The organism is Mycobacterium sp. NGS29, assembly GCF_059812965.1.
In genome coordinates this window covers 63,608-82,824 of the sequence record NZ_JCALDR010000001.1, presented here as the reverse complement: position 1 = coordinate 82,824, position 19,217 = coordinate 63,608, and the positions used below count along the sequence as shown (strand labels likewise).

Sequence of the window (19,217 nt, the reverse complement as noted above, 5' to 3'; positions counted from 1 at the left end):
CCAGCCGAGCAGGCGTTCGGGATGCCGAGCGCGCCGTGACGCCCGGCGGCTATTTAGTTCGACGTCGCTTGCCGGGCGCCCCCAGCACGTCGGAGTTGGCCAGCGTCTGCGCCTGAGCGGCCAGTGTCGACGCGCGGTTGGCGTAGGCAATTGCTTCTTGCTCGTTGCTCGCCTGCTTGTCGTGCGCGGCGGAAAGGCAACGCTTCGCCTCTTCGAATCGGCCCTGGGCTTCGGCGCCGATGTGCGCGCGGTGCTTGGCGACGTAGTCCGAGATCTGACGCAAACGAGCGTCGGCGGTGGACAGCGCCTGCCCCAGTGAACCGTCCACCGGCATCTGCCCGCCCGCGGTAACCGACCGCCGGTGCCGTCGCGCCCGAATAATCAGCAATACCAACAGAAGTAGAACCACGGCGACGCCGGCACCGATCACCCACGGCAGCCAGTTCCGCTGCGCCGGACTTGCGGATCTACTCAACCCGTCAGCGGCGGCGAGCGCGGCGCCGCTCCAGTTCTTCGCGATCACTGCCGGTTGGATCCGGTCGCTCTGCAGGCTGTTCAATTCACCGGCCGAGAGGCTCGGCGCGGTGAACGAGTACAGCTTGGTGTTGGTGGCGACGGCCAGCAGTGCGTCATTGCGGCCCATGCCGCTGGCGCCGCGGGTTTGGTCGGCCCAGTTCTCGGGTTTGAACCGGGAGTAGTTGTCGACGTAAACGACCCACAACTGAATGCGCCGATCACGATAGAGCCGGTCGATCGCGGCGCTGACCGCCGCGCGATCGGAGTCTGTCAGCGCTCCGGTGTTGTCGGTGATGTGATCGGCCAGCCTGGACGGCGGTTGCGCGCCGGCCGGTGTGCTCAGCAACAACCCTGTGGTGAGGATCGACAGGACGACAGCGAACAGGCGAACAATGCGCATACGGGCAATCTAGCCCGCGGGCCAGGTGTTAGCGTCGTCGACGTGACCCTCAAAGATATCGCCCTGACCACCCTGGATGGCAAGCCGGCCACGCTCACCGAATTGTCCTACGGCGCAACACTTGTCGTGAATGTCGCCTCCAAGTGCGGACTCACCCCCCAGTATGCGGCGTTGGAGAAGCTGGCCAAGGACTACCGCGACCGGGGGCTCACCGTCGTCGGCGTGCCCTGCAATCAGTTCATGGGCCAGGAGCCGGGAACGGCCGAAGAAATTCAGACATTCTGCTCGACGACCTACGGGGTCACGTTCCCATTGCTGGAAAAGACAGACGTCAACGGCGCGAACCGCCACCCGCTCTACTCCGAGCTGACCAAGACCGCCGACTCCGAAGGCAACGCCGGCGACATTCAGTGGAACTTCGAAAAATTTCTGATCGCACCGGACGGTGAAGTGGTCAAGCGGTTTCGGCCCCGTACCGAACCGGACGCGCCCGAGGTCATCAGCGCTATCGAGGAGCTGCTTCCCCGCTAGCGGTGTCGCGGATGGACTGGACAACCCGCAGTTGCCGTCCTCATTGACGAACATCAGATTCGGAATGGAGCCATTCTGCTGAATGTTGGTCACGACGAAGGACAGCCGCAACTCCCCGTCGCGGTAGGTCGGCGGCGGCCTGCACGGTCGGTGACGGACCTCTGAAAGCGTACGAGCTGCAACACCTTTGATGCGCCTTGGCGCCATCCCGGTGATTTCCGCGGCAGGTCGCTGCATGCGGCGCGGCGCGGCAGGCGGCTACCATTCACTTTCGGCCAGCTGACAGGCCGTAAGCAAAGGAGCTGCCGGGATGAGCGAATACCCATTAGCGGGCCGGGTCGCGTACGTGACTGGCGCCGCGCGCGGCCAGGGCCGGTCGCACTGTGTGCGCCTCGCCCGGGCCGGCGCCGACATCGTCGCCCTCGATGCGTGTTCCCCGGTGGCCGAGCACAACGGGTATCCCCCGGCCAGCCCGGAGGATCTCGCTGAGACCGTGGGCCTGGTCGAAGGCGAAGGCCGCAAGATCCTGGCCGAAGAAGTCGACGTCCGCGATCTGGCAGGCCAGCAACGCCTGGTGTCCAAGGCGATCGAGCAGTTCGGCCGGCTCGACATCGTGGTGGCCAATGCGGCGGTGCTCAATTGGGGCCGGCTGTGGGAGATCTCGGCTCAGCAGTGGCAGGACATTATCGACATCAACCTGACCGGCCCGTGGAATACCATCAAATCAGTTGTGCCGCCGATGATCTCAGCGGGAAATGGCGGATCAATCATTACCATCAGCTCGGCGGCCGGGATCAAGGCCGTGCCCGGTTGCGGGCATTATTGCGCCAGCAAGTTCGGCGTGGTCGGTCTGACCAATTCGCTGGCCGTCGAACTCGGCGAGTTCGGTATCCGGGTCAACTCGGTGCACCCGTACGGCACCGATACTCCGATGGGCAACGACCTGTCGATGTATCAGCTGTTCCAGGACCATTCGACCTTCATCCACAGCTTCTCGCCGGGCGCGTTGCCGACGGATGCGCTGGCCGACCCGAACCTGGTGTCCGACATCGTGGTGTGGCTGGCCGGTGACGCCTCGTCGCTGGTCACCGCAGCGCAGATTCCCGCCGAGAAGGGCTATCTGAAGATCTGAGCTTTGACTCCCCGGCGACGCTGAATCGCTGTTCGCAGTCCGCGGCGGCGCCCCGTCCGATGATCGGTGGCGCCGAAGCCGGGCTCCAGACCGTCGAACATCCGCTCGCTGCGGGTTTCCGGAGCGTCGTCGGCGGTGTCGCGTAGGTACTTGTCCGGCAACGACAATTTGGCGATGGTACGCCACGTCTTGGCGTACTGCATCGCGAATGGTCCTGTGGTGTAAGGCAAGTCGTACTTGTCGCACAATGCGCGCACTCGGATCGACACCTCATGCAACCGGTTGCTCGGCAAGTCGGGGAACAGGTGGTGCTCGATCTGGTGGCATAGGTTGCCGCTGAGCAGACGCAGCAGTGGCCCGGCTTCGAAGTTGGCACTGCCCAGCATCTGGCGCAGATACCATTCGCCCCTGGTCTCGCCCACCATGTCGGTTTCCGCGAACTTCTCTGCGCCGTCGGGAAAATGGCCGCAGAAGATCACCGCGTTGGCCCAGACGTTGCGGATGACGTTGGCCAGCGCGTTGGCTTTCAGCGTCGATGCGTACGTCGCACGCGGCGACAACGATGTGACCGCGGGGAACGCAACGTAGTCCTTGACCAGCTGCCTGAACGCTTTGGTGGTGAACTCGCGGGTCTGCTGCCAGGTGGTGTCGCGTTCCGGGCCGGCCTTGAGCAGCTTCTCCACATCGACGGTCTGCAAGCCGATTCCCCACTCGAACGCGATCGATAGCAGCACATTGAACAGGATGTTGCCCAGGTGGTAGCGCTGCCACGGTTGGTCGCGGGTGACCCGGAGGACGAAGTAACCGACGTCGTCATCCATGCCGAGGATGTTGGTGAACTTGTGGTGCTGGAAGTTGTGGGCGGCGACCCAGTGTTTGGAGGCCGCGCTCATGTCCCATTCCCACGTGGTGGAGTGGATCTCGGGATCGTTCATCCAGTTCCACTGGCCGTGCATGACGTTGTGGCCCAGTTCCATGTTCTCGATGATCTTGGCCAGACCAAGCGTCACCGTTCCGGTCCACCATCCAGCGCGTTTCGCGCTGGCGGCCAGCAGCACCCGGCCGGCGACTTCCAGTGCGCGCTGGGCGGCGATGGTACGGCGGATGTAGCGGGCGTCGCGCGCGCCCAGGGAGTCTTCGACGTCTTGGCGGATGGAGTCGAGTTCGACCGACAGGTTCTCGATGTCGGCATCGGTCAAGTGGGCGAAGGCCGGCACATCCGTAATCGCCATGGTTTGTCCCCCTGTGCTGAGTAGACATCTCCGCCGCACTGCTGGCAGGTGTCTGATCGACGACCGAGCCCCCCGCTCGATCGCTGACTTCCTTGTCGCCATCCCACCGGCCGGCGAATCAACGCGTCACCCCTTGATGATGGCTCGTGCTGATGCCCCAGGTTAGTAGAAGATCTGGGATTCCTGCGCATGCCGGGGCCCCGGTGATGGGTGTCGCACGGCCCGCGCGGCATGACGACTCGGTTAACAGTCCCGCCCAATCGGGTGTGATTGTGGCCTAACGCGGTAAACCTGTTGGCCGTGAGCGTCAAATCCACCGACCGTTGGTCGAGCCGGGGGCGTGCGGCACCCCGCGGCACCCGAGCAGCGGTCTTCTTCGCTTTGGTAGTCGCGATGATCGGTGGTGTCGGGGTCGTTGCCACACAGGTGACGCGCCACCCGGATAGGACGCCCGTGCACACCGCGACCCCGGCGACGACCTTCGCCATTCCCGGCTGTTACAGCCGCACAGTCCCGCCGGACGAACGGCCGGCCAAGCTCAAGATCGTGGGGTGCGCCAGCGTCGCCGTCGCACTGCAGGACGTCGTGTGGAGTTCCTGGGGGTCCCAGGGTGCCGACGGGACCGGCGTGGCCGTCTTCAAGATCTGCGATCCCAATTGCGCCGCCGGCTACCAGGTCACCCATGAGGTCGTCGTGCGTGCGTGGAACCCGCAGCCGCCGCGGGCGAACTCCGGTTGCCGCGAGGGCCTCAAGATATTCGCGGATCTGATTCTGGCCTTCGGTAAAGGTGTTCCCCCGCCCGCGGTACAAAAGATGAACGCCCAGTACAACGGAATGCCCGCGGCGCACTATACGAACTACCCCTCCGGTACCGCTGACCGGCAGTTCATCGGCTACACGTTTTGCTCGTAGGCGCCTGACCGGGCAAGCTTCCTGAACGTCGATAGCGCGCTTCCACCTCAGCGTGGAAATTCCTGCGCAAGTGGGTAGGTAAACACGAATCGGCGGCGCAGGCACATTGCAGCGACGCCTGTCGAGGAGGGCGCATGACGTACGGGCCGAGCGCAAGCAGGATCGGGTGACGCAAGAAGTCGTGGCTGAGCGTTCGGTCGCTCAGCACGCGGCCGATTCAGCGGCTGCGCCGACGCCCACGCCCACCGCGAGCAACCGATGGCTGAAAGCGGTCCTGGCTTCCGATATTGCGATCGCATTCATTGTGGCGCTGGGGTGGCAAACGTTCGCCACGCTGCTCGGCGCCCTGCTGCTCCCGGATAGGACTGGCTTCCTCGAGCACATCATGAAGTGGGATGCGGTCTGGTATCTCAATATCCTCAACGAGCATTACACCCAGAATCCGATGTCGCCCGCTTTCTATCCGCTGTTCCCTTCGATCGTCGGCGCCCTGTCGGCCGTCACGTTTCACAGCATTCCGTATCCTCAGCTCTGTTTGCTGGTCAATACTGTTGCTCTCGGCTTCGCCATTGCGGCACTGCTGACCATCTGCCGCGAATTCGGGTTGACGAAATACCGCTTCGTCAGTGTGGTGATGTTCCTCGCGGCACCGGCCGCGATCTTCATGCACCAGTTCTATACCGAGGCTGTCTTTGTCGCACTCGCATTCTGGGCGTATGCCTTTGCACTGCAACGACGCTGGCTCCCGATGGCGGTCATGCTGGCATTTCTGACGGCAACGCGGCTGCCGTCGCTCCTCTTTGTCGGGCTGTGCGGACTGGAATACCTTCGCGCCTACCGGTGGCGTGTCCGCGCGGCGATCAATCGCAACCTTGCCTACTTTCTGCTGGCACCTGCAGGATTTCTACTGTACGGCTTTTATTTGCTGGATGTGCGCCGAGACTTCTTCGCCATGTTCAGTGCCTACAAGACGGACAAATCGTGGAATTACCTGACGTTCGAACCGAACGTCGTCTTTACCCTCTACCGGAACTTCCGGGAAGCCGGCAAAGCTGTCTTCGGCCCGCGCGGTTTCGACAATGACATCACCGTGAATTTCGCCATTCCCCTGTTATGTCTCACCGTGCTCTTCGCCTGCTCCGTCTACCTGTTATGGGGGTACCGGGGCAAGGGCATTCCGCTCGGTATTTTCGGCCTGTGCTCGATCGTCTTCTTTTCGATCAACAGCAGTTTGGTGGCCGTCCACCGCTATGCGCTGCCATGTTTGAGTATTTACCTTGTCCTGGCATTGATATACGCGAAGTACCGACCAGCGCGGGTGGTGGTAGTGACCATCGCGCTGGCCATGCTCGTCGCGCAGGCCACGATCATCCACTACCTGTACGTGACGAAGGATTTCGTCGGGTGAGCTAGACGCGGCCATTCGAGGGTATTCCCCTTTCCAGTGCACTGTCGCGCATCTGGAGGGAGCCACCATGTCCATGAATGTCGCCCAGAAACTGATTGATTCGCACCTAGAAGACGGCGAGATGACACCGGGCGAAGAGATCGCGATCCATATCGACCAGACATTGACCCAGGATGCAACCGGCACGCTGGTGATGCAGGAACTCGAAGCACTCAAACTCGACCGGGCGCAGACCGATGTGAGCGTGCAGTATGTCGATCACAACCTGCTGCAGGGCGACGAGAAGAACGCCGAGGATCACGAGTACCTGCGCACCGCAGCCCAGCGGTTCGGGCTGTGGTTCTCCAAACCGGGCAACGGCGTTTCGCATCCCACGCACATGCAGCGCTTCGGCATCCCCGGCAAGACCATGGTGGGGTCGGACTCGCACACCCCGGCCGCCGGATCGTTGGGCATGCTTGCGATCGGCGTCGGCGGACTCGAGGTGGCGCTAGCCATCAGCGGACGACCGCTGCATATCCGTATGCCCGAGGTGTGGGGCATCCGGTTGGAGGGCGAACTTCCGCAGTGGTGCTCGGCCAAGGACGTGATCCTGGAGATGCTGCGCCGACATGACGTCAAGGGTGGGGTGAACCGGATTATCGAGTACTACGGTCCGGGGCTGGCGAACCTGACTGCGATGGACCGGCACGTGATCGCGAACATGGGGGCCGAACTCGGTGCGACGACGACGGTGTTCCCCAGTGACGACGCCGTCAAGGCGTTCCTGCGCGCCGAGGGACGCGAAGACGACTGGGTCGAGTTGCTGGCCGACGACGGGGCGGAGTACGACGTCGAGGACACCATCGATTTGTCCGAGATCGAGCCGCTGATCGCAAAGCCGTCCTCGCCCGGCAATGTGGTGCCGGTGCGGGAGGTGGCCGGCGAGGAGATTGCACAGGCGGTGATCGGGTCCAGCGCCAACCCGGGGTTGCGCGATTTCGCGATCGCGGCGGCGATGGTCGCTGGGCGCCAAACCGCCCCGGAGGTCAGCTTCGACATCAACCCGACGTCCCGAGAGATCCTGGCGGACCTGACGAAGATGGGCGCGACGCTGGAACTCGTCATGGGCGGCGCCCGCATCCACCAGGCCGGCTGCATGGGGTGCATTGGCATGGGCCAGGCGCCGGCGGTGGGTCGCAACTCATTGCGCACCATGCCGCGCAACTTCCCGGGCCGGTCGGGCACGAAGGAAGACGCGGTCTGGTTGTGCTCGCCGGAAACCGCTGCGGCGTCGGCGTTGACGGGACAGATCACTGATCCGCGGGACTGGGCTGCTGATGTCGGCATGGACTACCCGAAACTTGATCTGCCCGAAGAGAATTCGGTGAATACCGCCATGCTCGTACCCCCATTGGATCCCGACGAGGCGGCCAAGGTGGAGCCGGTGAAGGGACCGAACATCTCCAGCCTGCCGGAACTGTCGCCCTTGCCCGACGAGGTGGAGGCGCCGGTGCTCCTGAAAGTCGGGGACAACATCTCGACCGACGAGATCTCCCCGGCCGGCGTGCAGGCGCTGCCCTACCGATCCAACATCCCGAAGCTGGCGGAGTTCAGTTTCATGCGGGTCGACGACTCCTACCCGAAGCGGGCGCAGGAGGCTGAGGAGACAGGGCACATCATCGTGGCCGGCGAGAATTACGGGCAGGGCTCGTCTCGCGAGCATGCCGCGATCGCACCGCGCTATCTGGGGCTGCGGGTGGTGATCGCCAAGTCGTTCGCGCGCATCCACTGGCAAAACCTGGCCAACTACGGGATTTTGGCACTCGAGTTCGACGATCCGGATGACTACGACGCTGTCGACCAGGACGACAAACTGCGCATCGAGGGGCTCGATCAGCTGGAGAAAGAGGAGTCTTTCGAGGTCTCGATCGTCGACAAAGACTCGACTTTTACTGTGCGACACCGACTTTCACCGCGCCAGGTGAAAGATGTGTTGGCCGGTGGGTTGATTCCGCGGATTGCGGAAGAGGAGAAGTAGGGGCCGGGCGAACAGGAGGACGACAACGCAGCGATCCGCTAGGGTCCATATTCGGGCCTAGACAGCAAATCTGAAGGAGCTTTGGATGCGGAGCCAATCTCTGGTCATCGGCGCGTTGATCGCAGTGTGCCTTTCTCTCGTATCTCCCGCTACCGCGAAGGCGGACCAGCAGTGCCCGGAAGCCGGGACCGGAGAACCCGCAGCGGCAGACTCCCAGCCTTTCCCCGTCCCGGCCCCGTATTCCGGCAACATCCTGGGACCCAACACTCTGCCCACCGGGCCGGTGAAGCGACTGCTGGTCGGTTACCAACGACTCGGCACGCCGCCGCTGGAACCCAAAGCTTTTCTGGACAAGTACTACGACCAAACCAACGGGTGGAAATGGCCGACCAACTTCGGGTTCGCCGGTGAAGCTAAGCCGTTCACCATGAAGAAGGGTCACTTGTTCGACCGGTTCGGGAAACCCGACGAAGCGAACTTCCTCGCCAACGAGAAGCACACCCCGTTCGCGTCTCGGGGTTTGCCGCCGCAATCCCTCAACACTTACAAAGGCTCCCCCGAAGCCAACTATCACGTTTACTGCGTCGTGAAAGAGCTGACGGTCCAGTACGGGAAAATCAAAGACTTCGCCGGCCAGCCGGGCGGTGGCTACCAGTACTTTCTCGGCAACACCAGGGTGAAAGACCTGTTGGCCGCCGGCCAGCTCATCGAGGTGCCGCCGAAGTACGGGCTCGACGGCTAACCCAAGCCGCTCACCCGACTGCAGTGAGTTGCAGATGCTGCGTCACGCGCGGCGGCCTACCACCCGACCCGCAGATCGGGGTGGCGATGCCTGAGTCGTCTTTGCCTTCCAGGGTGATCGGATCCCAGGTCGCGTAGCTGACGTACACGTCGGGAACCCGCGATCCGCCCGGACAGAACGCGTCCGAATGCCAGACCAGTGTCCACTGACCGTTGACCATGCGCGCGTTGCCGAAGGCTGGGGCGCCGGGTGTGTTGGCGACCGACGCGCACCCTTCCCCGCACGGGGTGAAATACCAATCGCTCGTGGTGATCTCACCCGAATCCGAAGTCACGGTCGACAGGTAGTGTCCGCTCATTACGGGTGCCGCCCACGCGGTTCCGGCGGACCCGACCGTCCCCCACCCGGCAAGCAGGGCGAGTGTGACGATGCCTCGTGAGATTGACATGACGCCGAGTCCTCCCTGATGACGTGTGAGCTCCTCAATTTGCTATAGCACAGTGACGGAGTAAATGGAGTTGCCCGTTGCGTGCAGTCTTGCCCGCTCGCGTGGCGCCGCGATGAATGTGGTCCTGCGGTGCAGTCTGATCTGCATGGGCAAACTCATCTATGGCTTCAACGTGTCGGTGGACGGGTACATCGCCGACGCGCAGGGCAACATCGACTGGTCTGCACCAAGCGACGAACTGCACCAGTACTGGAACGACTTCGAGCGGGAGACCGCCCTGTCGTTCTACGGGCGGCGACTCTACGAACTGATGTCCGCGTACTGGCCGACCGCCGACCAGGACCCGGACGCCACCCCATTCATCGTCGACTACGCCCGCACCTGGCGCGATATGCCCAAGGTCGTGTTTTCGCGCACCCTGGAGTCCGTCGACTGGAACTCCCGGCTGGAACGCGGCGACCCGGTCGAGGTGGTGCGCAAGCTGAAGGCCGACACCGACGGCACCCTGGAGGTGGCCGGCGCGACGCTGGCCGCACCGATCGTTGCGGCCGGACTGGTGGATGAATACCGGCTGGTGGTGGCGCCCACCGCGGTGGGCGGCGGCATCCCGTTCTTCCCGACACTGCCGTCGTGGATCTCGTTGCGGCTGTTGGAGAATCGCACCTTTCCGGGTGGCACGGTCCTGCTGCGGTACGCAGCGAAACACGACTGATGTGCTGGCCGGAAGGCCCGCGGCGTTAGGCTCCAACAGCAGCGTTGCCGACTCGGTGACGTGTGTTCGTGCCCAGTTGGCGCGTGACCGTGGACGTCTTGAAAGGGCACACCGATGTGCGGAATCTTCGCTGCGATGACGCGCCGCGGCCTTGCGACCGAGCGGCGTGACGCCGCGCTCAAGCTGTTGGAGCACCGCGGGCCCGATGGCTGTGGCACCTGGACCTCGCGCGACGGGCAGTGGACGCTCGGACACACACGGTTGTCAATCATCGGTCTGCACAACGGGACTCAGCCGATGACAAGCCCGGATGGCGTGGTGCACCTGGTCGTCAACGGTGAGTTCTACGGTTACCGCGAGATTCGCGAGCGCCTTCGTGCCAACGGGTATTCGTTCTCCACCGCCAGCGACAGCGAGATCGCGCTGCACCTCTACGCCGAGCAGGGTATCCAGGCGGCGACGCAGCTGCGCGGCGAGTTCGCGGTGATCATCGCTGACGAACGGCAGCGCGCCATGTATGCGATCCGGGATCGGTTCGGCGTCAAACCGCTTTACTACGCGGCGGTGGACGGCGACGTGTACTTCGCGTCGGAGATCAAGGCGTTGCTGGCGTTGGGCGTGCCGGCCCGATGGGACCTCGAGGGTGCTACCGGAGGGTTCGGCAGATCCCACGAGAAGACCGAGTTCGCCGGGATCAGCACCGTGCCGCCGGGGTGTTATGCGATTGCGCGAGATGGCGTTGTCCGCATCTATGCGTACTGGGATTGGGAGATCCCGACGGCTGATCAGATGCGCGCAGACACACGAAGTGAAGCAGAGGTCGTCGCCGACTTCCGTCACGCGCTGCAGGACGCGGTGCGGGAGCGGCTGGTCGCCGATGTCGAGGTCGCGTCGTATCTCAGCGGTGGCATCGACTCGTGTGCCGTCCTGGGGCTGGCGCAGCAGGAACTGAACCGGCCCATTCGCGCGTTCACCCTCACCTTCGAGAATCCGCTTTACGACGAGGCCCGGGTCGCCGAAGAACAGGCCAAGCGGGTCGGTGCGACGTATCACCCGATTCCGATCACCGGGCGTGAGATCGCCGAGTCCTTCGCGGATGCGATCTGGCATGCCGAGACGCAGATGTTCAACGGCCACGGCGTGGCCAAGTATCTGCTGAGCCGTGCCGTCCGGGCCGCCGGCATCAAGGTGGTGTTCACCGGTGAGGGCGCCGACGAGATGCTGGGCGGGTATCCCTACTACCGCGTCGATGCGCTGAACGACGACAAGACATTGCGCGCCGACCAGAGATTGAAACTCCTCGATGAGATGCTCGGCGCCAATGCTGCAACGCGTGCGCTGATGATGCCCGAACAGGTAAGCAGCCCCGAGATGCAGGCGGTGGAGCGCAGACTCGGCTGGCTGCCGGCAACGCTGAATGTCGGTGCGGCGCAGACCAATAGCGTGGCGCCATTATTGCGCGACGACCTGCCGGACTGGGTCCGGGCGTACCAGCCGCTGGTGTCGTCGCTGGATCGGTTGCCGATTGCACAGCGCGTCACTGCACGCGATCACCTGAATCAGGTGCTGTACATCAACGCCAAAACGGTCCTGCCGAACTTCATCCTGAATTACCTGGCCGATCGGATGGAGATGGCGCACTCCATCGAAGGGCGGGTGCCGTTCCTGGACCACCGTGTCGCCGAGGCCGCGGCCCGCGTGCCAGTCAGCATGAAAATCAAGGGAATTCGCGAAAAGCATGTGCTGCGCGAAGCGGCGAAAGACGTGCTGATACCCGAGGTGTACGACCGACAGAAGCATCCGTTCACCACGCCGCCGACGCGCGACCCGAACGACCCGATGCTCGCTTTCTACCGGGATACTTTTGCTTCGCAAGCGGCGAAAGACCAGCCGATCTACGACATGAACAGAGTTTCCACGGCGCTCGATCAATTGCTCGAGTCGCCCGACGATCAGCGGATCGCAGTAGAAGGCGGCCTGCAGCGGGTGGCGAGCGTGATCGTGATGCAGCAGCTGTTTTCGATGACGTAAATCGCATCTGTTGTCCGGGACCTACAGCTTGCTGGCCGTTCCCGACTCGCCGACTGAGCCGCCTCCCCCGGTTCCGGGCATGCCACCAGAACCTGCGGAGGCTTTTGCCAGCGTGGTCGCCATGGCGTCGCCGCCCTCTCCGCCGCTACCTCCGTGACCGGGATTGCCCGTACCGCCGTAGCCGCCGTGGCCGCCGGTGGCGGTGCCGCTTCCCCAGTTCAAGGCGTAAGCGGCGTCGCCGCCGCGGCCGCCGGTAGGGCCGGTTCCACCCATGCCACCGGCACCGCCGATCGCATAACCGCTTCCCCCGCCTGGGCCATAGTTGTAACCCATGAGCGAGCCGGGTCCCCCGTCACCGCCGTTTCCGCCGACGGTGGTTCCGGTGCCGCCCATCCCGCCTTGGCCGCCGATGGCGTTTCCGGTTCCGCTGCCGGCCCGGATGTACGCGCTGCCTCCGTTGCCGCCGTCTCCGCCAACTCCGGCGATGCCGGTGCCACCTTTGCCGCCGATACCGCCGGTGACGTCGGTGCTATTCGTGCCGCTCGCTTCGGCCGAGACACTGCCACCGTCGCCGCCGCGGCCACCGTTGGCACCCATGCCTCCGTCACCGCCGAGGCCGCCGGTGCCACCGTAGATGGAACCGCTGCCGCCGTTGCCGCCGCGGCCGCCGTCGCCCAGCTGTCCCGCGGCGCCGTCGTGGCCGAGCAGGGACAAGTGGGCGCCGCCGGGACCGCCCATGCCTCCGGTGCCACCGGTGCCCCCGGTGCCCCCGGCAACTCCGGCGTTCGGGGCCGTGGCGCCGTAGCCTCCCCAGCCACCGGCACCTCCGGTGCCACCGGCGCCGCCGTTGCCCCACAGCAATCCGCCGGTGCCGCCGGCCCCGCCCCGGCCACCGGTGCCGCCGACGCCTCCGTTGCGCGTGACGGTGTCGGCGCCCTGGATTCCGGTCGAACCGATTCCACCGGCCCCTCCGCGGCCGCCGTCACCGAACAACCCGGCATCGCCGCCTCGCCCGCCGGTGCCACCGCCGGCAACTCCTGAGCCGCCGGCGCCGCCATTGCCGAACAGCAATCCGCCTGCGCCACCGTTCTGACCGGTCCCGGCCGCGCCGTCGGCGCCGTTGCCGATCAGCGGACGGCCCAGCAAAGCGTTGGTGGGCGCGTTGATCACGTTCAGCACGCCCTGTGCAAGGGCTTCCAGCGGGTTTGCGCTGGCCGCCTCGGCCGCGGCGTAGGCAGTTCCGGCCCCGGAAAGAGCGGTCGCGAACTGATCGTGGAATGTCGACAACCGGGCGCTGAGCGCCTGGTACTCCCGCCCGTAGTCGGAGAACATGGCGGCGATCGCGGCGGAGACCTCGTCCCCGGCCGCACTGAGGACGGTGCTGGTCGAGACCGCCGCGGACGCATTCGCGGTTTGCAGAGACGATCCGATGCGCGCCATGTCCGCAGCCGCCGAGCCCACCCAATCCGGCACAGCAAATACGTACGACACTGCTGTTCTCCTACCGCGTATCGGCCCGGGACGGTGTCCGGGGTTTCTTCGCCGACCTGGACGACGTCGAGATTTCGACCGTAACCAGGGGAATCGCAGTGGGATTGAGTAGTTGGCTACCTCAGTTTGTTCGAGCGGGACTGAGGTGCTGCGGGTGCGAGGTGGGTCGTCAAGCAAGCATCGGGTCGATCGCCGACCGAGGCACCAACACCTGCACCGCGTCGGGCAGCAGGGTGCCCTGGTCGAAGAAGAAGATCACCCCTTCGTTGACCACCGCGAAATTCTGGTAGTTGGCGGGGTCGTTCAACGCCGTTTGTGAGATCGGCAATGCCGGCGCCGGTGCCGGTGCGGTCGTGGCCGGCTGTCCCGGTTGCGCGGGCGGTGCGGGCGGTGCTTGCTGCTTCTGCAGTTCCGCTTGGACGACGGGCGCTACGACCCTCAGCGGATCGTCGACCCGCCACAACGGCGTATTTTTCTTGTCGTCCGGCTTGGCCGTGTAGAGGATTTCCTTGCGATAGGTCTGGTCGTAATTGAACGCCTTGAACGTGGTCCGCGGTTGTGCGCCCACGTTTTGGTACACCTTGAACACCACAGCCTGCGTGCCGCGCGGCGGAATTGCCGAGCTGTATTCCGACGGCTTGATCTTCAGCTCGGCGGGTTGGCCTTGGGGCGCGCCTTTGGCCGCGTTAATGAACGTCTCGCGGGTCTGGGAGATGTAGTCAGCAATCGGCTGCTGGTTGGGGTAATCGAGCGGGATGCTGATGTCGACGGTGTACGCGGGGTCGGTGACCTGGATCTCACACGAGCTGCCGGTGCTGTTGCCCTTGAGGTCGGCGCAGTAATCCTTTGGTGCGGCTACCGCGAGGGCAGGAGAACTGAAGATGGTGCCAGCCGTGACGAGTACGGCGACGTTGAACAGGCGCATATGTGAATCCCTCCGAGCAAACGCGGCAGCGCGCCGCGCATGCGACGTTAGCGTGAAGTGCTTGTAGGAGGTAAATCCGCCGGGGTTTGCGCTGGTTGGCGACGTGCGGGTGGAAGGTCGGGCGGGGCGTGCGGGTGGCGGCCCCGACAGTAACCCGCTCTTCGGGCATTGATGACGGGCGCACGCTGCCGATGATGTCGGAGAGCAGGTCGCCCTTGTCCCAGACTAGGGGGCGCCTCGCCATACTAGGTAGGTGCAGGATCACGGGGTGTTGTCACCACCAGGTTGGGTTTGCAGTAATGGACGATGATGCCCTGGTGCTCGGCCAGCGAGTAGTCGCGATCCTCGAAACAGGGCTGCGCACAGCCACCTACAAGCTGGCGACATTGATGTCTCTCATCGAGCACTGCATCGAAAATCTCCCTGATCAGCCTGGCGACGTCCTCGATGTGCCCCTCGCCGAGCTGGCACACCGAGTGCTGGAAATTTACTGGCAGCAGGTGAAACCGTTCGACGGCCAAGAATTGCGGCAATCAACGCAGCCTCGCGCACGGATACTGTCCGCCACCCTGGGCTTGCGCGCTGTAGCTGGTCGCGGCACGAGCTCAGTCGACACGGCGCGGCTACGTGCCCCAGCGGCGTATGACCGCGCCATCGATGAGGTGGTGTCTTGCCTGGCTCAGCAGCCGCTGCACCGGCTGCAGAAACTACGGGGCTCGTCGACGAGCGACCAATTTCTCTACGACGACTCGTTCCTGCATGATCAGATTTCGCGATCGACGCTGCGCGCACACGGTGACGCAATCCAGCTAAAACCCGGTGTGGCCCACGGCCTTGCCCGACTGGCGGGCCTGTTGAAGCCTGCCTTGGAAATCATGTGGGTCAACGACGTTCGCCGCATGAACAAGTTCCTCGACGCCGCGGTTCCTGACGTAGCGGGGCATCTGTTTGGTCGAGAACGCACCGCGTTGGGGGCCGTGCGCGAGCCGTTCAAAGAAGCGTTCGGGCCGAAATGCTTCTACTGCGAAACGCAACTGCCGGCCAACAATCCGATTGATCACGTGCTCCCGTGGTCGATCGTTGGCATTGACGGACTTTCGAACCTGGTACTAGCGTGCGCACGTTGCAACGGGGACAAGAGTGGCGCTCTGCCAGCGGTCGCCATTATTGACCGGGTACTTGGCCGCGAACGTGACATTCTCGAACAGATTGCCTCAGACCTGCAATGGCCGACCCAGCACACGCGCGTCGTATCCGCTGCCAGAGGTATCTACCGGGGGCAACCCGCAGGGATTCCGACATGGTCAGGCTATAAGCGGTCTGCGCGCCTCGACATCAGCTTTCCGCCCGCGTGGATCTAGCTCTTCACGTTCAGTCAGTATTTCGTCGACAGTGCCAGCTACGCCACCGCCACGGTGGCTGCTTGGTAAACCTCGGTCGGCATTGACCGGAACAACCGCCAGGTGATCGCCATGGGCCGGTCCCCTTCGTGCGAAACATATTGCGCTGGACCTAGAAACACGTAAGGTGAAGCACCGAAGGCACTTGTTTTCGATTCCCGCACGAAAAGCAATATGTGAGAACCACGTTCGTGGTGATGAATGTATCGCTGCCCCGTCGGTGAGGTCGAAGACGTGGTCGACTGCGATTCCCAATGAAACAGATCCGGACTAATCGCGAAGTCGCGGTACATCGTCGTTGGCGAATAGTCGCAATCGGTTTTCTTCAGCGTGATCAGGAAAGCGTCTGCGCTAACCGAATCGCACCAGGCGACTCCCTCTCGCATCGTGCTAGGGGTGCGCCTCAGCGACGCAAACCCGAGTGCAGCAAGGATTTCCTCGCGAGAGTAACTCGCGTGGAGTTCCAGCGGTACTTGTGTCAGGGCGGGGATGAGACTTCCCAGGGGATAGGTACTTCGGCGAGCGCCGTCGAATGCAATGTCGATCACTTGGTCGAGCTCATCCACGACAATCTCATTTCGAAGGGTCTCGAGACCTGCTGCAGGACTGGGGAATCCGCCGCCAGCAGGATTCAACGAGTAGAACAACATGTCCGCCAACCGTTGCTCGGCAACACTATCCGTGCTGGCGGTTCCACGAAGGATCGCACGGTAGGCCGTCCAACGCGTACGGTCGTCGACGTGCGCAACGGCTCGAACTCGTCTGATTAGCGTTGCCTCGTTGGGACCGACGGTAGGACCCAATTTTCCCGCATCACGACACAGCGTGGTCCATGACCGATCACTTCTGAGCACATCTTCCAAGGCTCGCCCGAACTCACTGAGGTACGGCGCGAGCTGGTTTCCGGTGAAATCGCGTACCTCGGCTGCAAGCGCAGCACGCTTAGGAGCAACCTGTTGTCGCACGTTTTCCAACACCAATTCGCGCGCGACGGAATCGAGCACGATCTGACTACCCGACGGCAGAAACGGAAAGCCTTCTTTGATTTGTTGCTGCAACTTCCTACCACTGACCCCGGAGAGTGCCTTAAACCGGTGGTCGAAGCGAAATTCTCGTCGTTGATGTCCAACGAAATCCAGCGCCGTAAGCACAGTCTTGCCTTGGACTAGCCGCAGTCCGCGACCCAGTTGTTGCAGGAACACCGTCGCGCTCTCGGTGGGGCGCAAAAACAGCACCGTGTCGACCTCTGGGATGTCGAGGCCCTCGTTGAAGAGATCGACTGCGAAAAGCACGTTGACGTCACGGTCGCGCAGCGCCTTGAGTGCCTCGCGACGATCGATAGCAGATGTGTCAGCTGAAATGGCGCGGGCAGGCACTCCAGCGTCGACGAACCGGTGGGCCATGTAGCGAGCGTGTTCAACGCTGACGCAGAAACCCAAGGCGCGCATAGCAGCGACGTCGGCGACCTTGTCGTTTAGTTCCTTCAACACGATGCGTACACGGGCGTCATCCGCGGTGTAAATGTTACTTAGAGCTGACAGGTCGTAGCCCCCGCGGCGCCATTGAACTTGCTCGAGATCAGTCCCGTCGTGGATACCGAAGTAGTGGAACGGGCAAAGCAAGTTCTGCTCAAGCGCCTCCCACAGCCGCAGCTCTGCTGCGACTCGTCCATCGAAAAAGTTGCGAATGTCGACACCATCTGTCCGCTCCGGAGTCGCGGTAAGACCAAGCAGCTCAACAGGATTGATGTGTTGAAGTAGTCTTCGGTAGGAAGCTGCCTCCGCATGATGGAATTCGTCAACCACCACCACATCGAAGTGATCTGGCTTGATGCGGGAAATTCTCGCGTGGGTAAGCGACTGAATGCTGGCGAACACGTGACGCCACGAGGACGGCTCGTTTCCATCAACAAGCAGTTCCCCAAATGTTGCATCCGTCAAAACTTCTCGATAGATGCGTTGTGACTGAGCCAGGATCTCCTTACGGTGCGCGACGAAAAGCAGCGTGAGGTTCCGGCCGTGCACGTCCCGCACCAGCTGTCGGTAGTCCAGAGCGGCGATGACTGTCTTGCCGGTGCCAGTTGCTGCCACGATGAGGTTGCGGTGACGGTCGTGGATAGTGCGTTCGCCGTCAAGCTCTTCGAGCATCTCAGCCTGAAAGGGTTTGGGGTGAACCTCCAAACCCGACAGAGTCACGGCGAGAGGGTCACGCTTTCGGGTCCCGGACGCCGTCTCAAGCGCAATGCGCAGGCGGTCGCCATCATCGTCCGGGCGGTAGAGTTCGAATTCTCTGTTTTCCCAGTAGGAATCGAACGTAGCCCGGAACTTCTCAAGCAGGTGCGGTGTCGACATTGCCGAGAGGCGAACGTTCCATTCAAGTCCGTCCACTAAGGCAGCATGTGAAAGATTGCTTGAACCAACGTAGGCGGTATGAAAGCCGCTGTTACGACGCAACATCCAGGCTTTGGCATGCAAGCGTGTTCGATCAGTTTCATAATTGACTCGAACCTCGGCCCCAAACTCGTTTACCAGCGCATCAAGAGCTCGCGCATCCGTGGCACCGAGATACGTCGTTGTGATGACCCGAAGCGGGATGTTGCGTTGACGCAATCCATTCAGCTGTTCCTCTAGCAGACGCAGGCCTTGCCACTTGACGAACGCACAAAGCAGATCGACGTTGTCAGCACTAGCGAGTTCGGCGCGAAGCTCAGCAGCGAGCGTAGGTTCGTTCCGCGCATTGGTCATGAGCGCTGCATCGGAAAAAGGGGTAGCTGGTCGTGGGAGACGGGCGACATTGAGTTCGGTTGCGTTCGCAATTTCCTCGAGGCGTGTGATGGTGGAGGGTTCCAGCGGATGCAGGGTCTCGACTGCTGCCGAGGCATCCGGCAGCACTGCCAGGATCTTCCGAACGAGTTCTACGCGCGCCTCCGAGGTCGCAGCTGCGCGCATGGCGCGCTCAATGATTGGCTCGAGGTGACGGGCGATCGCCAATGCATGTTCGGCCTCGTCGATGTTTGCGTACAGCGCGCGCACGCCATCCTGTTCGGCGAGCTGTTGGTAGAGACGTCCCGTAAGCAGCGATTCGTAGACTCCTGCGTGCATGGCTGGGTCAGTGGCGGGCACTGCGACCTACGATCCTTTCGTCCGCGTTACCGCGACGGAGCGTTCCCGCCGGAGACAGAGTAAGTGAGCCGACAAGTTGTCTCGAGCTTTCGCTGATGGCTGCGGTTCCCGCGCGAATTGTTATTTGACCTCCGGCAACCGCACCTCATGACACAGCAAACCACCTCTTGCGGTGAGCGGAGTTTACGCGGGCAG

15 protein-coding genes are annotated in these 19,217 nt (G+C 63.1%); 9 read left to right on the top strand and 6 right to left on the bottom strand.

Annotation, left to right across the window (positions count from 1 at the left end):
* Nucleotides 1-49 precede the first annotated feature (49 nt).
* The gene (locus AC5Y5Z_RS00375; RefSeq protein WP_499922747.1) at nt 50-916 is read right to left on the bottom strand and encodes a TPM domain-containing protein; all 867 of its coding nucleotides are present in this window, start codon (nt 914-916) and stop codon (nt 50-52) included.
* Nucleotides 917-958: 42 nt separating this feature from the next.
* Between AC5Y5Z_RS00375 and AC5Y5Z_RS00370 the strand changes: the two genes are divergently transcribed.
* The gene (locus AC5Y5Z_RS00370; protein ID WP_499922744.1) at nt 959-1,447 is read left to right on the top strand and encodes a glutathione peroxidase; all 489 of its coding nucleotides are present in this window, start codon (nt 959-961) and stop codon (nt 1,445-1,447) included.
* Between the two features lie 310 nt (nt 1,448-1,757).
* Nucleotides 1,758-2,579: a mycofactocin-coupled SDR family oxidoreductase gene (locus AC5Y5Z_RS00365; protein WP_499922741.1), complete on the top strand. Its 822-nt coding sequence runs from the start codon at nt 1,758-1,760 to the stop codon at nt 2,577-2,579.
* Here AC5Y5Z_RS00365 and AC5Y5Z_RS00360 read toward each other — a convergent pair.
* A complete protein-coding gene (locus AC5Y5Z_RS00360; protein WP_499922739.1) occupies nt 2,564-3,811 on the bottom strand; it encodes a fatty acid desaturase family protein in 1,248 nt (415 codons plus the stop codon). The genes AC5Y5Z_RS00365 and AC5Y5Z_RS00360 overlap by 16 nt on opposite strands.
* Before the next feature lie 393 nt (nt 3,812-4,204).
* On the opposite strand from AC5Y5Z_RS00360, the gene AC5Y5Z_RS00355 reads away from it, so the two are divergent.
* The 4 genes from AC5Y5Z_RS00355 (at nt 4,205) to AC5Y5Z_RS00340 (ending at nt 8,893) form a co-directional block, all read left to right on the top strand.
* Nucleotides 4,205-4,723 carry a hypothetical protein gene (locus AC5Y5Z_RS00355; protein ID WP_499923153.1) on the top strand — a complete coding sequence of 173 codons (519 nt, stop codon included), beginning with the start codon at nt 4,205-4,207 and terminating at the stop codon, nt 4,721-4,723.
* A 166-nt stretch (nt 4,724-4,889) separates the two neighbouring features.
* A complete protein-coding gene (locus AC5Y5Z_RS00350) occupies nt 4,890-6,131 on the top strand; it encodes a putative hexosyltransferase (protein WP_499922737.1) in 1,242 nt (413 codons plus the stop codon).
* 67 nt (nt 6,132-6,198) lie between these two features.
* On the top strand, nt 6,199-8,151 hold the full coding sequence (locus AC5Y5Z_RS00345; protein ID WP_499922735.1) for an aconitate hydratase: 1,953 nt from the start codon (nt 6,199-6,201) through the stop codon (nt 8,149-8,151).
* Nucleotides 8,152-8,236: 85 nt separating this feature from the next.
* Complete coding sequence (locus tag AC5Y5Z_RS00340; protein ID WP_463824694.1) at nt 8,237-8,893, top strand: TNT domain-containing protein; 657 nt, start codon at nt 8,237-8,239, stop codon at nt 8,891-8,893.
* Between the two features lie 10 nt (nt 8,894-8,903).
* Here the strand turns inward: AC5Y5Z_RS00340 and AC5Y5Z_RS00335 are convergent, their stop codons facing one another.
* Nucleotides 8,904-9,341 (bottom strand): hypothetical protein, encoded by a 438-nt coding sequence (locus tag AC5Y5Z_RS00335; RefSeq protein WP_499922733.1) that lies wholly within the window; start codon nt 9,339-9,341, stop codon nt 8,904-8,906.
* A 145-nt stretch (nt 9,342-9,486) separates the two neighbouring features.
* On the opposite strand from AC5Y5Z_RS00335, the gene AC5Y5Z_RS00330 reads away from it, so the two are divergent.
* Entirely contained in the window at nt 9,487-10,053 is a 567-nt protein-coding gene (locus AC5Y5Z_RS00330; RefSeq protein ID WP_463824696.1) for a dihydrofolate reductase family protein, read from the top strand.
* A 114-nt stretch (nt 10,054-10,167) separates the two neighbouring features.
* Nucleotides 10,168-12,084 (top strand): asparagine synthase (glutamine-hydrolyzing), encoded by a 1,917-nt coding sequence (gene asnB, locus AC5Y5Z_RS00325; protein ID WP_499922732.1) that lies wholly within the window; start codon nt 10,168-10,170, stop codon nt 12,082-12,084.
* A gap of 21 nt (nt 12,085-12,105) precedes the next feature.
* Here the strand turns inward: asnB and AC5Y5Z_RS00320 are convergent, their stop codons facing one another.
* Together AC5Y5Z_RS00320 and AC5Y5Z_RS00315 are read right to left on the bottom strand one after the other, a co-directional pair.
* The gene (locus AC5Y5Z_RS00320) at nt 12,106-13,575 is read right to left on the bottom strand and encodes a PE family protein (protein ID WP_499922731.1); all 1,470 of its coding nucleotides are present in this window, start codon (nt 13,573-13,575) and stop codon (nt 12,106-12,108) included.
* 169 nt (nt 13,576-13,744) lie between these two features.
* On the bottom strand, nt 13,745-14,500 hold the full coding sequence (locus AC5Y5Z_RS00315) for an esterase (RefSeq protein ID WP_499922729.1): 756 nt from the start codon (nt 14,498-14,500) through the stop codon (nt 13,745-13,747).
* A 299-nt stretch (nt 14,501-14,799) separates the two neighbouring features.
* Between AC5Y5Z_RS00315 and AC5Y5Z_RS00310 the strand changes: the two genes are divergently transcribed.
* Nucleotides 14,800-15,861: a DUF8808 domain-containing protein gene (locus AC5Y5Z_RS00310; protein ID WP_499922727.1), complete on the top strand. Its 1,062-nt coding sequence runs from the start codon at nt 14,800-14,802 to the stop codon at nt 15,859-15,861.
* A 38-nt stretch (nt 15,862-15,899) separates the two neighbouring features.
* On the opposite strand, the gene AC5Y5Z_RS00305 is transcribed toward AC5Y5Z_RS00310, so the two are convergent.
* The gene (locus AC5Y5Z_RS00305; protein ID WP_499923151.1) at nt 15,900-19,001 is read right to left on the bottom strand and encodes a DEAD/DEAH box helicase; all 3,102 of its coding nucleotides are present in this window, start codon (nt 18,999-19,001) and stop codon (nt 15,900-15,902) included.
* Between the last annotated feature and the right edge of the window lie 216 nt (nt 19,002-19,217).